Annotated in this window: 13 protein-coding genes and 1 other RNA gene; 5 read left to right on the forward strand and 9 right to left on the reverse strand. The window is 63.9% G+C overall.

Annotated elements, in window-relative coordinates; genetic code table 11:
- Position 1: 1 nt before the first annotated feature.
- Positions 2–406 (reverse strand): acyl-CoA thioesterase, encoded by a 405-nt coding sequence (locus tag OJ996_RS06545; protein WP_264512462.1) that lies wholly within the window; start codon positions 404–406, stop codon positions 2–4.
- Between the two features lie 116 nt (positions 407–522).
- Here OJ996_RS06545 and OJ996_RS06550 point away from each other — a divergent pair, with 116 nt between their 5' ends.
- The 3 genes from OJ996_RS06550 to OJ996_RS06560 all read left to right on the forward strand — a co-directional run bounded on the left by OJ996_RS06550 (position 523) and on the right by OJ996_RS06560 (position 5294).
- Positions 523–2259 carry a hypothetical protein gene (locus tag OJ996_RS06550; protein WP_264512464.1) on the forward strand — a complete coding sequence of 579 codons (1737 nt, stop codon included), beginning with the start codon at positions 523–525 and terminating at the stop codon, positions 2257–2259.
- 104 nt (positions 2260–2363) lie between these two features.
- On the forward strand, positions 2364–3842 hold the full coding sequence (locus OJ996_RS06555) for a S1C family serine protease (RefSeq protein WP_264512466.1): 1479 nt from the start codon (positions 2364–2366) through the stop codon (positions 3840–3842).
- Positions 3843–3953: 111 nt separating this feature from the next.
- On the forward strand, positions 3954–5294 hold the full coding sequence (locus tag OJ996_RS06560) for an OmpA family protein (RefSeq protein WP_264512469.1): 1341 nt from the start codon (positions 3954–3956) through the stop codon (positions 5292–5294).
- A gap of 22 nt (positions 5295–5316) precedes the next feature.
- Here OJ996_RS06560 and ffs read toward each other — a convergent pair.
- Positions 5317–5411: signal recognition particle sRNA small type (gene ffs / locus OJ996_RS06565), an RNA gene on the reverse strand.
- A gap of 62 nt (positions 5412–5473) precedes the next feature.
- Complete coding sequence (queA, locus tag OJ996_RS06570; protein WP_319800684.1) at positions 5474–6460, reverse strand: tRNA preQ1(34) S-adenosylmethionine ribosyltransferase-isomerase QueA; 987 nt, start codon at positions 6458–6460, stop codon at positions 5474–5476.
- 76 nt (positions 6461–6536) lie between these two features.
- Here queA and OJ996_RS06575 point away from each other — a divergent pair, with 76 nt between their 5' ends.
- Together OJ996_RS06575 and OJ996_RS06580 are read left to right on the forward strand one after the other, a co-directional pair.
- Positions 6537–7637, forward strand: coding sequence for an AAA family ATPase (locus OJ996_RS06575; protein ID WP_264512473.1), 1101 nt, complete (start codon positions 6537–6539; stop codon positions 7635–7637).
- 67 nt (positions 7638–7704) lie between these two features.
- Positions 7705–9297 (forward strand): hypothetical protein, encoded by a 1593-nt coding sequence (locus OJ996_RS06580; protein WP_264512475.1) that lies wholly within the window; start codon positions 7705–7707, stop codon positions 9295–9297.
- A 9-nt stretch (positions 9298–9306) separates the two neighbouring features.
- On the opposite strand, the gene OJ996_RS06585 is transcribed toward OJ996_RS06580, so the two are convergent.
- The 6 genes from OJ996_RS06585 to OJ996_RS06610 form a co-directional block, all read right to left on the reverse strand.
- The gene (locus tag OJ996_RS06585) at positions 9307–11184 is read right to left on the reverse strand and encodes an ankyrin repeat domain-containing protein (protein WP_264512477.1); all 1878 of its coding nucleotides are present in this window, start codon (positions 11182–11184) and stop codon (positions 9307–9309) included.
- 56 nt (positions 11185–11240) lie between these two features.
- Complete coding sequence (locus OJ996_RS06590; protein WP_264512479.1) at positions 11241–11549, reverse strand: YHS domain-containing protein; 309 nt, start codon at positions 11547–11549, stop codon at positions 11241–11243.
- A 21-nt stretch (positions 11550–11570) separates the two neighbouring features.
- Entirely contained in the window at positions 11571–11813 is a 243-nt protein-coding gene (locus OJ996_RS06595; protein ID WP_264512481.1) for a hypothetical protein, read from the reverse strand.
- 18 nt (positions 11814–11831) lie between these two features.
- Positions 11832–13913: a multicopper oxidase family protein gene (locus tag OJ996_RS06600; RefSeq protein ID WP_264512483.1), complete on the reverse strand. Its 2082-nt coding sequence runs from the start codon at positions 13911–13913 to the stop codon at positions 11832–11834.
- A gap of 146 nt (positions 13914–14059) precedes the next feature.
- Positions 14060–14422, reverse strand: coding sequence for a hypothetical protein (locus OJ996_RS06605; RefSeq protein ID WP_264512485.1), 363 nt, complete (start codon positions 14420–14422; stop codon positions 14060–14062).
- Positions 14423–14464: 42 nt separating this feature from the next.
- The gene (locus OJ996_RS06610) at positions 14465–15598 is read right to left on the reverse strand and encodes a permease (protein ID WP_264512487.1); all 1134 of its coding nucleotides are present in this window, start codon (positions 15596–15598) and stop codon (positions 14465–14467) included.
- Between the last annotated feature and the right edge of the window lie 6 nt (positions 15599–15604).

The raw sequence follows: 15604 nt of genomic DNA on the forward strand, positions 1-15604 counted from the left end.
CTCAAGCCTGCCAATCTTTGGGGAGGCGCACGGGCTTGCCCTCGGGCATTTGCACGAGGGCGAGGGCCTGTCGGCAGGTGATGAGCAGAGCGTCATCGCTCTCGCGGCGGACTTCGAAGGCACACCAGAAGCGGGCGCGCTGCATCTCATCGAGCCGGCCATGAAGCAGCAGGACATCGCCGAGCGTAGCGGGGCGGCGGTAGTCGATCTCCGTGCGGACGACGACCGGGAAAAGCTTGGTATCCGCCATCGACTTGAGGTCCATGCCCATCTTCGCGGCGAGGCGGGTGCGGCAGGTTTCGATCATCCGCAGGTAGGCCAGATTGTGGACGACGCCGCCGATGTCGGTATCGAAGAACATCACTTCCTCACGGGTGCTGGTGTGGAGATCGGCGGGTAAAGGCATGCAGGAGAAAACCAGCTCCATCCAATCTTCCAACCCCCAATCGGCACCGTGTTTTGGATAGCCCGGGAGGTAATTCCGGCTCGCGGCGGAGCGTATGGGTGGCTAGCATGGAGGCGATGAGATGGCTGGCATTGGCCTTGGTGGCGCTCGCGACGGAGGGAAGGGCGGAGTTCGTGGCTCCGGCCGAGGGGCCCGTGCCTTTCCGGCGGGATAAACTGCCGGTCGACGTGGACACGATGTCATCCCTTTCCCGGCAAGTGCTGACCCTGACCGGAGCCCCGCTGGCGGAAGGCGCTCCCGGATGGCGCGGCATGGCGCAGATGACCGCGCTAGCCCTGGCCTTGGATCCGGCGAACCGCCAAGCTCGCGAGCTACTTACCCGGCTTCAGGCGGGCGAGTCCCCTGACAAAGTGCCCGTGAAGGAGATCGAGCGCAACTTAGGCCGGGCGTGGCAGGTAGCCGGGTGGCTTGAGATGCCCGAGGCCGGGCCCGATGCACAGGCACTCGCCGCCTGCCTGGAGGACGTGCTGGTGCTGGCCGATCCCACCCACCCGAAAGCCGAGGAGCGCCGGGAGAGCGGGGAACTGGGTGCATGGAAAGACTGGATCGCCCCGGAAAGCGCGTTCCAGCCGAAGACGGCCCCCGAGCCCGAGGAAACCGAGCCCGCGATGGACGAAACGCCTGCCAGCGTGGGCATCGCCCTAGCCGATCTTTCCGTGGCCGCGCCGATGTGGATCAGCGACAAGACCTCGGAAACCAACGTTCTGAAGGTGGTTCCCGTGCACCTGAAAGCGGCTGAAGGAGGTGAAGGCAACCCTCTCACCTTGGCCGTCGCCGGAGGTGAGGCATCCCCGGCCATCACGGCGGCGGCAGCGAACGTGACGAACTTCATCGCCCGCCGGCATCCGGATCTCGGGAAGACCCAAGGCGTTTTCTCATGGGAGAAGGAGAAGTCCTTCGCCGCGGCATGGAACGGGGCCTCGCTCTCAGGGACCTGCGTGCTGCTTCTGGATGGAGCGATCACGGGCAAAGCCCCGCTTTCCAGCACCTTCGCGGTGGTGGAGAGCGACGGAAAGCTAGGCCTGCCGCCCCACTTCTGGAAATCCTTGCGGACGCTTTCCGCGACTCCGGACGTGGGAGGGCGGCTGATCCTGCCGAGCGCCGCTGCGGACTACCTGACCGGCCTCGTGGTGCTGGACGACGCCGCTTTCTTCCTGAAATTCGAGGTCCTGCTGGCGGAGACGGCAGATCAACTCTGCGATCTGGGCGGCGGCAGTCCGAAACCCGAGCTCCAGGATGCCTACACGCGGTTCAGCGAGATCAAGAAAGCGGCCGGCGGCAAACAACTCGGTGCCTTCGTGGCCCACCCTACGACTCAAGCCCGTCTGAACCAACTCGCTGCCTCGCTGCCGCAGCATGCCTCCGCCCGCATGCTGGCGCTGCAGGGCTCCGGCAACCGGCCTCGCTTCCTGCAACGCGCGGTGCTGGCCGAGGAACTCCGCGACGCGCTGGAACCGATCACCATGTTGGCCTCCACCAGCACCGACAAGCTGGTGCCCAAGCAGCTCGACCAGATCCACGAGCAATCCCGCGAGAAGCTCGATAAGATGGGCGGCTTCATCGACATCCGCGACCGCGACCTGCACAAGTCGGCGGTAGCTGCCGCCGACAGCGTGCGCACCTTGGCCCGTATGCTCGACAAGAAGGATGACGATTATCGCACGAGCCTTATCCTCAAACAGATGGCTGCCCATCGGGCGGCATGGAATGAATACATCGCGGCGGTGGAGGTGCTGACCAAGGCTGCCGGGGATGAGGGGGCATTTCCGATCCCGAAGCCGCTGGCCGAGTGAAACGATTTTTCACAGACAATAAGGCTGTTGTGAGGAATTCCTTGCAAGGGTAGTATTCCCGCGTCCCTGTTCCGCGCGCAGTCACCCCCTTTCACCCCTTACCCATGCAACAAGGCATTCGACGCCTTATGGCACTGGTCGCCGTTTTTGCGGTGGCCTTCGGTGCCGTTTACCTGATCCGCAATGGCACCTCCGGGCTATCCCGCCTCTGGGATGGCCGGGGCGGCGGTTCCGCGCCCCAGCACCGGCCGGAGCGGGCCACCCTGCCGGACCGCCCGCCGCTCGAACTGGGCGACGTGGAACTCCTTGCCCGCCTCGATGCGGAGTACTCCAAGCTGACGGAAGCCGTGGTGCCATCGGTGGTCAGCATCGATACCGCGGGTGAGCGGGCCGAGCGGCTGCTGGATGGCTGGGGCCGCCAGCGCGGCATCCGCCGCGTGCCGACCCAAGGCCAAGGCTCCGGCGTGATCGTGAGCGAGGAAGGTCACGTGGTGACGAACCAGCACGTGGTCTCCGGCCAGAACCAGATCCAGATCACCCTCTTCGACGGCAAGATCTACCCGGCCACCCTGATCGGGCAGGATCCGCAACTCGACGTGGCGGTGCTGAAAATCGAATCGCAGGGCGAAAAGTTCCGCCCGCTGAAATTCGGCGACTCCTCGCAAGTACGGCGCGGCCAGATTGTCTTTGCGATCGGCAATCCCTTCGGCCTCGGCGAGACGATCACGCAGGGAATCATCTCTGCGGTGGAGCGCTCGCTTTCCGACACGCAGCGCGACCTCTTCCAGACCGATGCGGCGATCAATCCCGGTAACTCCGGCGGTCCGCTGGTGAACCTGCAGGGCGAGATCATCGGCATCAACTCGGCGATCTACACGCCGGACCGGGCGAATCCCGGATTCCAAGGTGTCGGCTTCTCGATTCCGTCCAATGACGTGAAGGACACGCTCTTCGCCATTCTCGAGCGCGGGAGGCCGGTGCGTGGCTACCTGGGCATGCGGATGGCGGAAACCCGCTACGGTGTATCGGTGGATTACATCGCTCCCGGCGGCCCGGCGGAAGCCGCAGGCCTGAAGGAACAGGACATCGTGCAGTCCTACGATGGCGACAAGGTGACCTCGATCAACCAGCTGCGCACTCTGGTGCAGCGGACCCGGATCGGCCGCAAAGTGGCCCTGATCGTCAACCGCAGCGGCCAGCAGATCGCGCTGGAGCCGGTGATCACGGAGAACCTGCCGGAAGCAGAAGCCGCCGCCTCCCAAGGCAAGACCCGGGATACGACGGAGGTGCTCAATGCCATCGGCGTGGATGTGCGCGAGCTCTCGGGCCAAGAGCGCATGATGGGAGTGCCCGGCGTGGTCGTGGTCTCGGTGAAGCCCGAAGGGCTGGCCAAGGATCATCTGCAAGCGGACGACGTGATCGTGGCGGTCAATCAGAACACCGTGCGGAACGCTTGGGAATTCTTCCAGTATCTCTCCTCCTCTGCAGCGGTCCAGGATACCACCCTGCACTACATCCGCGGCGGCAAGTTCGCGCGCGTGGACCTGCCGATGGTGCCGCGCAAGGCGGAGGAAGGAAAGTGACCCCTGACTGCATTCCGGGGATAAAGCGATTGCCCCTGCCGCGTTGAAAGGGCATCCGTTCTGCAGCGCTCTTCCGGCCCCGCGGCCACGGGTGCGATACCTTTTCCCGCCATGCGTGACGCCCGCTTCCCAGTTGTTTTCGTGATCGGTGCCTTGGCCCTCGCGGGTCTGGTCGCGGCGCTCTATCTGAAACGCGGCACCCCCGCGGATCCGGGTCAGGCGCAGCAGACCCCCGTCACGCCCGCCAACCCGACACCGGAGCCAAAGCAAGAACCCATCGCCGCAACCCAAAAGGAATCGATGGTGGACACTCCACAGACGCCGGAAGCGGCACTGGCCAATGCCGGGGTGGGAGTGGCGACCGCCAACCCGGCGGAGCTGATGCAGAAGATCGGCGCGGCACTGGAAGCTGGCGATTTCAATGCACTGGGCAAGCTGATCGGGAAGGACGCCCTCGACGAGGCAACCCGCAAACGCCTCACCCAGCTAGCGGCGGATCGGCAGGTGAAGCTGCGCCGCCCGGATGCCGTGCAGGAGGTGGGTGAGCTGGAGCTGAACCAGCGGGCCCGCTGGGCACTCTGGCTGGATGGCGAGCAATCCGGCCGCGACCGGATTTTCTTCGATCTCAAACGAGATGCCGGCAAGTGGTCGGTGCAGTCGATGACCCTGCCTCCCGGCGAGGGTGAGCCGGTGCCGAAGGCGGTGCTGGTGGATGCGCTGGGCATCGCCGATGCCTTCCTACAGGCGACGCTGCACCAGCAATTCGAGATGGCGAAGGAGTTCGTGGATACTTCCACCGTGTCCGACGCGAAGATCGCGGGACTGTGCATCCTCTTCGAGGAAGGGAACTACCGCATGCGTCCGGAGAAGCCGCTGCGTGCCATGTTCCAACGCGAGAACAGCGAGGGCTATCTGGCCCGGGTCGTGACCTCCGACGGGGCGGATGCCGCCGAGTTCTCCCTGGTGCTGAGCCAGCCGCAGAACGGCGGGCACTGGCGTGTCTCCGACATCAATCTCGACCAACTGCTGGCGGACTACGCGGCCCGCGTGGCGGGTGGCGATGTCTATTACTCGCCGCTGCTGAAGAACCCGAAGGGCGGTGACACCCTGGTGCTTTACTTCGGCTTCAACGAGGACGTGCTGGCCCCGCGCACGGAACGCCAGCTCCAGATCGTGGCGCAGATCCTGAAGACCGACGCGGACAAGCAGCTCACGATTTCCGGCCACACGGATGCCTTGGGCACCGAGGAATACAACCGCAGCCTCTCCGCACGGCGAGCCGGCATCGTGAAGGACTATCTGGTGAAGACCGGCGTGCGCGAGGACCAGATCATCACCCAGGCAAAGGGCCAGTCGCAGCCGCGCCGCCCGAACTTCACCGAGAGCGGGGATGACAATCCGGAAGGTCGCCGGGCCAACCGCCGCACCGAGATCTACTTGGATTTCGATTGAGCCTGGCGGCTGGGAAAAGAAGTGCTGCCAGGGAACCGCGGCAAGCACGGACAAACTACCGTTGCTCCGATCAAGGCCTGGCGGGATTCGCTTGCCGAACCTCCACGGCCCCTGACAGCAGGCGGAGCAAACAGCCCGGGGGCCGGTGTGGCAAGCGGTTTCACCGACTGCGGGAATGCTCAGACGAGGAGCATGCAATCCCCGTAACTGTAGAAGCGATAGCGCTCCCGCACGGCCTCGCGATAGGCCTCCATGACGAGGTCCTTTCCGGCGAAGGCGCTGACGAGCATGATGAGGGTGCTCTCCGGCAGGTGGAAATTCGTGAGCAGGCCGCCGATCACCCGGAAGCGGTGCGGGGGGTAGATGAAGATATCGGTTTCCCCCTGCTGATCCGTGGCAAGCAGGCGCTCACTCTCCGAAGCCTTACCGAGGTGCTCAAGGACCCGGGTAACGGTGGTGCCGACGGCGATCACTCGCCCCGCTGCATTGATCTTCTCCGCAACCTCACCCCGCAGAGCGTATCGCTCGGAGTGCATGACGTGCTCCTCCGGCGTATCCACCTGCACCGGGCGGAAGGTCCCGACGCCGACGTGCAGGGTGAGGAAATCGTGCGGCAGGCTGGCGAGCATCTCCGGCGTGAAGTGCAGGCCGGCGGTGGGCGCAGCGATGGCTCCTTCCTCACGGGCAAAAACGGTCTGGTAGCGCTCGCGATCGGCCAGCTCATCCTCGCGCTTCATGTAGTGCGGCAGGGCAAGGTGGCCGTGCTGGTTGAGGTCCACGGGTGTGTCCCAGCGGATCAGGCGATCGCCGTTCTCGAAGACCTCCGTGACGGTGCCGGTGATGCCACCGACCGAGACGGTCTTGCCGATGCGCATCTTCTTGCCGGGGCGGACGAGAGAGCGCCATTCGATGGGCGAGAGCCGGTCGAGGCAGAGCAGCTCGATCTTGCCGTCGTCCGAGAAGACGCGGGCCGGGATGACACGGGTATCATTCAGCACCAGCAGATCGTCGGAGCGGAAGTACTCGGGGAAGTCACGGAACATGCGGTGCTCGATCCGGCCGGTATCGCGGTGGACCACCATCATGCGGGATGCGGCGCGCTCCTCCAAGGGCCGGGAGGCGATCAGCTCCTCTGGCAGCTCATAGTGGAAATCGCTGGTGCGCAAACCCATGCCCGGCAGTAGCGGCGGGAGCAGATGGGGGCAAGGCTTGGCAGAGTCCTCCGCGATCCTTAGATGAGACGTGCTCCGCAGCCTCCATCTCCGCGGCTATCGCTCGCTCCGGGATTTCCGCCTGAAGCTGGGGCGGGTGACCGTGATCACCGGGGAGAACGGTGTGGGGAAATCGAACTTCTACCGCGCGCTCTCCATGCTGCAACGGATGGCGGAAGGCCGGCTGGCCGAAAGCATCGCGCAAGAAGGAGGCATGCCGAGCCTGATGTGGGCGGGAGACCGGCGGACCGATGAACCGCACCGGGTGATCTGGGAAATCGAGCACGAGATCTTCTCCTTTTCCATCGAGTGCGGGCTGCCGCGGCCGGCTATCACCGCCTTCAAGCTGGATCCCGACCTGAAGGAAGAGGTTCTGCGGTTCGGAGGAGCCAAGGGGCGGATCATGGCCAAGCGGAAGAGGCCGATGATTGAGGTGCGGGACGCGGAGGGCAGGCTGGAGGCGCTGACCCTGCCCTTCCATCCCACCGAATCGATGCTGTCCGAAGTGCGGGATGGCAGCCGCTATCCCGCGCTAACGGCAAGCCGCGATATCCTGCTGGGATGGCGTTTCTACCACCAGTTCCGCAGCGATCCGGAATCGGCGATGCGACAGCCGAGGGTGGGCTTTCACTCACCGGTGCTCGCACACGACGGCTCGAACTTGGCGGCAACCCTGCAGACGATCGAGGAAGCGAAGCCGGGCATACTCGACGAGACCATAGAGGCCGCCTTTCCCGGAACCAAATGGCGAGCGGTGGACGACAGCGGCAGCTTCCAGCTCCAAATCGCACGATCCGGTCTCAACCGCTGGCTGAACGCGGCCGAGCTCTCGGACGGAACCCTACGCTTCTTCTGTCTCTGCGCCGCGCTGATGAGCTCCAGGCCATCGCCGCTGCTGGTGCTGAATGAACCGGAGAGCAGCCTGCATCCGGCGCTTCTCGATCCTTTGGCCGGAATGATTTCCCGGGTGGCGCCGGAGACCCAAGTGATCGTGGTAACGCATTCCCAGCCCTTGGCCGCGGCGATCACGGAACGCTGCGAGGCAAAGATCGTGGAGCTCGTCCGCTATGAAGACGAGACCCGACGCAGGGGCGATGACTCGGCGAAACGCTCGTGGACCTTCGACGAATAGGCCTATCTGCAATATGCATGATCGAAGGCTGGCCAGCGGGGTAGTGCCGGGTTAAATTTCTATCGCTGTGAAATACCTTGCTGCCCTCCTGCTGCTTCCGGCCCTCACCCCGCCGGGGCATGCTCTCGACATCCGCGCGTACAATAGCGCGCTCCATGATCGGTTTACCGGCTATCCCTTCTCGACGGTAATGAACCCGGCATTTCTCTACGATGCCTCCAAGTTCACCGGGGTGGGATGGAACGGTTCGGAAGCCTACAAGCAGTTTGCCCTGATCTCCCCGCAGCACTTCGTATGCGCTAGTCATCCCGGCGCCCCGCCCGCGATCGGTCATAATCTCCGCTTCATCGATTCGAATGGGAATCTGGTCCAACGGCAGATTACCGCGCTCGCTTCGATTCCCGCGGACGATTTGGGAAACACCGATCTGATGGTAGGAACCTTGGCGGCCGCCGTCCCCTCGTCGGTCGTCAAGCCTCTGGCTTGGCTGAATCTTCCTACGGAAGGAGACTACGCAGGCCACGACCTCGTGGTTTTCGGCTACGGCTTGGTTCCGGGAGTCGTAGTGCGTGCGGGCCATGGTACAATCGAGGATTTCGGCAATGGTGATGTGGACGGGAGTGGGACAAGCTACGGCACCACGCGTTTGATGCGCTTCATCTATGAGGGTTCCGGGACCGATCCGAACGACGCCCACTTCATCGGCGGGGACTCCGGCAGCCCGACCTTTGTCATGCAGGGAGGCCAACCGGCCTTGGTCGGAATCCACTACGGGGTCAATCCGGTCGGCTCCGATTTCCACAATTACGATACCTTCATCCCGCCTCATGTTCCCAAGGTGGATCTTCTGCTGAGTGGATCCGGCTACCGCATGCGACCAGCGATCTTCACGCCCACAACCTTGGCCCTGACGAGTGGCTCGACGCCCGCCAATTTGCAGAGCGGCGCGAGCGGATCCGTCAATCTCACGGTCGGAAATACGGGCGCGGAAACCACGGGCAACCTGACCGTCACCGTCAGCTTCCCGCTCTCTCTCGCTCCTTCGAGCATTACGTCCGCCGGCTGTGTGGTCGAATCCGTGTCCACCGGAGTGTGGCAAGTACGGAAGGCGGTGGTGGCAGCAGCGGAAAATGTCGTTATCACCGCGGCTTGGCCCAGCGTGCCGAATACTTCCGAGCTGACGGCCACGGTGGCGGTGGAGTCCGATACGACGACCACTTCGACCCATCCGCTGAGCATCCCGGTGGCGCAGACCTATGCCTCATGGTCGCAGGGCCTCTCCGAGGCAGGGGAAGCAGACGATCCGGATGACGACGGCGAGGTGAACTTGCTGGAGTATGCCTTCGGTAGCCCTCCGAGCTCGGGTTCCCACGCGCTGCCCGGAGGTGTGCTGCCCTTCCCCGTACTGATGAATCAAGCCGGGACCGTGACGCTTAGCTATCCCGAGCGGACACAGGCCGCGCTACTGGGACTTTCCTATGCAGTGGAAACCACCACCGATCCGGCACAGCCATCCTGGCCGCTTTCCCTGCCGGTGGGCGCGGTGACGAGCACCCAGCCCTATGTCCCCGCGATTCCCGGCTTCGTGAAACGGACCCTGACCTGGCCGGCGGATGGCCCGCGGAAGTTAGCACGGGTGAGGGTGGAGCTTGCAGAGTGAAGTCCGCGCTCAGGGGCGGATCTCCACGCGATCACCCAGCTCGGTGAGCGAGAAGAGCTTGTTCGCGTTCCCGTGCGGGACGCGGATGCAGCCGTGCGAGGCGGGATATCCGGGGACGACGCCTTGATGGAAGCCGAAGTCCCCGCAGCTGAAGCGCTGGAAGAAGGGCATGCTGGCATCGTAAATCGTGGAGGTCCAATCGCGGTACTTGTTCGTGATCGCGAAGGTGCCGGTGGGGGTGGCGAAGCCCGAGCGGCCGGTGGAGACCTTCGTGCTGAAAAGTTCGTAACCGGAGGAATCGAAGATCCACGCCTTCTGCTCGGAGAGATCGACCACGATCCGGCGTTGCTCGACTTCCGGATCCTTGCCGAGCAGCACGCGCATCATCTTCACGTCGCCTTTGCGGGCGGCGATATTGATCGGCCACATGCGGTTGCGGCGGGTCCAGACGCTGGTCTTGGCCCCGGCGGCGAGAAGTGCGCGGGCGGTGGATGGATGACCGGAGTCCGCCGCCAGCATGATGGGCGTGATGTTCTGATCGTTCTTCAGCAGCCAGCGCATGTTCCCGCCACGGACTTGGCGCAGGAACTCCGCGGAAACCGGCAGGCTGAGCGCGACGTTCGGATCCACGCCTGCTTTGAGCAACTCCTTCACGATTCGGGGCCGTCCGAGGACGATCGCGAGGTGCAGCGGTTCCACGCCTTCCGCCACCGACTGCATCGGCGAGGCACCACGATTCAGCAAGAGCGAGACGGTGCGGAGATCGTTATGCCGGATCGCAAGGCCCAGAGGGGTATCGAGCCAAGGTGGAGGCAGCGGCTTCGGCAGGCCGCAATGGGCGACAATGATGCCGGTCTGGTGAAAGGCTTTCCGGCGACTGGCCTCGTAGAACAGGCCGCTGCCATCCGCCCCGTAGGAGAGGAAGAGATGGAGGAAATCCGCGCGGCCATCCGCAAGGGCGGCCTGAACCGGACGCCGGCCCTGCGGATCCCGAGTATCCGGGGAGATGCCCATGCCGAGGAGCAGACCGCAGACTTCGAGATCGCGGGCGGTGTAGGACTTCCAGAGTGCGTTCGCCCACGAGCCATCAAGCGGGCGGGCACCGAGGCCCACCAGCAGCTTGGCGAGCGGCAAGTCACGGGCATCGAGCGCGGCCTGGAGGGGCAAGCGGCCCTTGCTATCCGGGAGATTAGGGTCGGCCCCGGCGGCGGCGAGGGGTCGCAGCATGTCCCGCCATTCCTTGCGCAGGGCGGCCACCAGCGAGGACTCGCCGCTGCCGCTGACCGCGCCGGCATCCGCGCCTTGTTCGAGCAACTCGCTCACCAGATCGCGGCGGCCGGTTTCGATCGCGACGTGGAGCAAGGGGTTCCCGGCGGCATCCTTTTGATGGGGATCCGCGCCGCCCTGCATGAGGCGGCGGACGAAAACCAAGCGGCCATTGCGGATCGCCCACGGCAAGACCTTGTCGCCATCCGGGGTCAGGCCTTCCGCCGGAGCGCCCGCGTTGAGCAGGCGATCCGCCAAGGCGCTCTCGCCCTTGAAGACGGCGAGCGATACCGGCGTGACGCCCGCGGGGTTTGCGACGCGGAGATCGGCCCCTTCCGAAATAAGGCGATCTGCAATGCCAACGTGCCCGCGGGAGAGAGCGACATGCAGAGGGCTATTGCCCTCCGCATCCCGCTGGCCGGAGTAGACCCGCGCCTGCAGCAGGAGGTTCACGAGCTTGTCATCGCCGTCCTGAACCGCCTGAAGCAAGGACGCTCCCGAGGCCTCGATCTTGTCCTTCTCAAGTTGCTTGAGCGCCTCACGCTGGGGATTCCGGCACGCAGGCACGGCCAGCAGCAAGGCAGCGGCCAGAGCAACACGGGCGTGAGGGCGACAATTCACGGCCCGGGCGTGTTATCATATCGTTTTGAATTAGACAAGTTCCGGCCTTGTCGCAATTAGCCCGACGCCTTTGCCAGGGCCTTCACGTACTTGCCGGGGTTCTTGTTGAACTTCTTCAGGCAGGGCTTGCAGCAAAACTCGAAGGTCTGGCCCTCGTAAACGGTCGTGACCCGCTCGTCCATGTCGTCCAGCCCGTCACCGGTGACGAGGCAGGTTTTCAGCGGGTAGGACTTCGGTTTCGGCTCTTTCTTCGCCACCTTCTTGGACCGGGCGGCGGACTCGGGAGTAGCGGCGGCCGCCTCCGGCGCCTTGGCGGCGCAGGAAGCGAGCGCGATCGATGCGATCAGGAGAAATACGGGTTTCATGTCCGTCCGGATTGAAGGGGATTATCGAATCTTGGCGAGGTACTTCGCGGGGTTCTTCTCGAACTTCGCGACACAGGGTTTACAGCAGAATTTCACCTGCTGCCCGTCGTAGACCTTGGTCACCGGAGTGCCCATCGAGCCGAGCTTGTTGCCGGTCACGATGCAGGTGCTGGCGGTGTAGGATTTGACTCCTGCGCTGTTGCCACCGGAAGCGGCACAGGAGGCGAGGAAGACGGAGGCGAGGAATGCGATGGTCGTTTTCATGATGTCGTTTGTTGTTTGTTAGAAGCGGAAGGAGAAGCCCCCGCCGAGGCCGTACTCGGAGTGGTACTGGGTGATGAGGGAGAACTGCTTATTGAGGATGTAGTCCGCGCCGAGCGACCACTCCCACTCGCTACCGGTGTCGTACTGGACGCCGGCGAAGACCCCGAACCGGTCGGTGATTTGCAAGGCCTTGGCGAGGCCGAGCCTGAGCTCGCCTTCGCTATCGACCTGAGCCGAACTCCAGACGAGGTAAGGGAGGCGGTATTGGATCCCCGCGAACGCGCGGTCCTCCTCATCCTCCATATTCGTGAAGCGCCAGCCGAGGACGGTGGAGAAGTTCGGATTGAAATAACGCTTCCAGCCGAGATCGATCTCATACTCGGTCTCATCCACGTCGCCGTAGCCGACATCCCACATGGCGAAGTAGTCGTTGCGGGAATTCATCAGGGTCAGCATCCCCTCACTCAGGTGGCTCTGCAGGCTGCCATCGAGCATGATGTAAAGCGGGTCGTGCGCATGCTCGCCGAGGTGCGGATGGTGATCGGGACCCTGCTCCTCATAGGAGAAGACCCGGGCCATGCCCGCATGCATGTGGTAGAGCAGGTGGCAGTGGAAGAGCCAATCGCCGCTCTCATCGGCCTCGAACTCGATCGTGCGGCGGCCCATGGGCGGGACGTCGATGGTATGCTTGAGCGGGGCGTCCTTCCCCTGCCCTTCCAACACGCGGAAGAAGTGGCCGTGCAGGTGGATGGGATGGTGCATCATGGTGTCGTTCACCATTTCCAGGCGCAGGACTTCGCCGCGCTTGATCTTGATCACCGCGTCCTCGGCCATGGTCTTGCCATTGAATGACCAGGCGTAGCGCTCCATATCCCCGGTGAGTCGGAGCGGAATGGTCCGGCGCGGCAGCGAGGCGGCGAAGGCGGTGGATTCCGGAGCGCGGAGCTTCGAGTAAGGCGGCAGCGGCCGCGGGTTCTCCACCGCGGCGGAGCCATGCTTCATGGCACCGTGGCCGGACCCCCGCAGGGACATGGCAGAGTGATCCATTCCCGGCATCTCCATGCCTTCCTCCATCTCGTTCATGCCGGCCATCATGTAGTCCATGCGATAGAGGTCGGGCCGCGGGATCTCCGGCGCGGGATGGAGATCCCCGCTACCTAACAGCACGGATGCATGTCCCGAGCCATCCTGCGCGGTGGCTCGCACCTCCCATTGACCGGATGGCGGGACGGTAACGATCACGTCGTAGGTCTCCGCCATGCCGACCAGCAGACGTTTGATGGGAAGCGGACGCACGGCCGGACCGTCTGCCGCCACGATGGTCATGGGACCGGTGGCGGACTCGAGGTAGAAGTAGGTGGATGCCGCTGCATTGATGAAGCGGAGGCGCACGCGTTCACCGGGCTTGCCCGGGAGCTGGATCGAGCGCCGGCCATTGGCGAGGAAGGCATCATAGGCCACATCGGAGATATCCATGGCCGGCATGCGGGTGCGCTCACGCTCCCAGAAGTCCTTCAAGGCCCTGGCTTTGATCGCACCGGTGAGACTCTGCATGCTGTTCTTCCGCAGGGCATACCACTCGCTGCCGCGCATGAGGGTGCGCATGACCTCGTTCGGATTCTCGACCGTCCAGTCGGAGAGAACCACGACATGATCGCGGGCCGCTTTCACCGGCTCGCCACCTTTCGGTTCGATCACGATGGAGCCATAGACCCCGCGCTGCTCCTGCAGGCCGGTGTGGCTGTGATACCAATAGGTGCCGGAATGCCTGAGCGGGAATTCGAAGGTGTGCGTGGTGCCGGGCTGGATCGGCGGCGTGGTGACATGTGGCACGCCGTCCTGGGCATTCGGCAGCAGCAAGCCGTGCCAGTGGATCGAGGTTTCTTCACCTTTGAGGCGGTTGTGGACCCGGATCCGTGCCGTATCACCCTCACGAAAACGCAGGGTAGGACCGGGGATGCCGCCATTGAGAGTCAGGGCGCGGACGCTCTTCACGCCGTCACCGGGCGACCAAGATTGTTCGGCCACTTCGAGGTCGTATTCCACGACCTTCGCGTGAGCGGCTGTTAGAAAGAGAAGTAATGTTAGAAAATGTTTCATGATGGGATGTGAGTGGGATCCCCCGGCGCGGATAGACCGGCAGGATGGATCACGGATGAGCGGGCTGCGCCGGAAGCATTCGCCGGCGCGCGGACATCGACAGACGGCTTGGCTCGCTAGAGGGGCCGCCTACGTCTCAGCTCACATCAAATCAGAAAACGCTGCAGCATGGCGAGCCTGCGCAGAGGCGGCCCGGTACCGCAGCGGAAGTCCGCGACAGGGACCTCGCGTTCCGGGACTTCCGGAATTCGCAGCTCCTCAAAAGATGCCAACACCGGCGGCAACTCGATCGGACTGAACACCGGGATGACCGGCGGATCCTCAAGTTGCTTCGGACTGGTGGAAGGACACGCGCAGTGCTGAGGCGCTTCCTTCTGCTCCTTCTTCGTCCCGCCGCAGCAATGATGGGACTGCGCGGGCTCCGCCTCTTTCCTCGGGGTACAGCAGCAGGCCGGATTCGCGATCAGGATCGCGAAGAGGACGGCGAGAATGCTGCGGATGATGCTCATGGCGAAGCTCGGACGGGAAACCTAGGAGGCTAGTCCATTTCTTTACTGGTTCAAGAACCAAGCGATCAGCAACACCTGCGGCACGGTGATCAATGGCAAGGCAAGTGCGGCCTTCCACGACTTGGTCGTTTCGCGGAGAATCATGATCTCCGTGTAATCGGTGGCGGCACCGGCCATCAGGAAGGTGAAGGCGTTTCCGGGAGCGGCGGCACGGGTCAGGAGATCCGCGGCGACAGGGCTGGAGCCCTCCGAGCAGACCTCGATAATGGTGGTGGCCAACAGGGTAAGCAAGAGCCCCACGAGCGAAGGACCGAAGTACTGCGAGAACACCTCTGCCGGGACAAAGGCGCGCACCGCTGCGGCAAGCACCACCCCGAAGAAGATCCACCGCAAGATCATGCGCGACTCCGAGAGACCCGTGCTGGCAATCGCCTTCAGGTTCGCGGCGGTCGGCTTGATTTGGATGAAAGCCTCGCGAAAAGCGGGACCGAAGCGGAAGTCGGCAGGCAATTCACGGGCATTCGGATTCGCGGGCAGGACCCCGCGGCTGACGAGGCGATCCGCCACCCAACCGGTGATGATGCCGATGACCATGGAAGCGGCAATGAAGAGCAGCATCCACTTCCAGCCGATTAGCGCGGCTAGGATGAGAGTCAGCGAAAGCGAGTTCCAAGGGCTGGAGACGAGGAAGGCGAGCGTCTGGCCGAGTGACGCGCCCTTTTTGTAGAGCTGCGCCCCGACCATGAGGATGCCGTGATTACAGAGGTCGAGCAAAGTGCCGGCAAAGGTGGCGCGAAGGATGCCGCCGAAGCTACCTCCCTTCCCCAACAAACCGCTGAGGAGGTCCTGCGGCAGGCGATTGATCACGCCAACCGCGACGATACCCGCGAGGAGTCCCCACCAGGCCTTCGACATGAATTCCCAGCTGCCATGCGCGAAAGTGTGCCACCACGCGGGGCCGCCGCCGAGGAAGTGCCCGGCAACACCGGCAGTGACCAAAGCCAGCGAGCCCCAGAGAAGCCAATCGATCTTGTTCTTCGATGAAGGCGCGCAGCAGGAAGCGATCTCCTGGTCTGGCGGTCCGCCGCAGCAGGATGGCTTGGTTTGCGGGGAGGCCGGAGCGCAGCACGAGGGCCGGGGCTCGGGCTTCGAGGCGTGAGTGTGGCAGGAATTCATGGCGGG

Source organism: Luteolibacter rhizosphaerae (assembly GCF_025950095.1).
In the GTDB taxonomy this organism is placed as follows: Bacteria; Verrucomicrobiota; Verrucomicrobiia; order Verrucomicrobiales; family Akkermansiaceae; genus Haloferula; species Haloferula rhizosphaerae.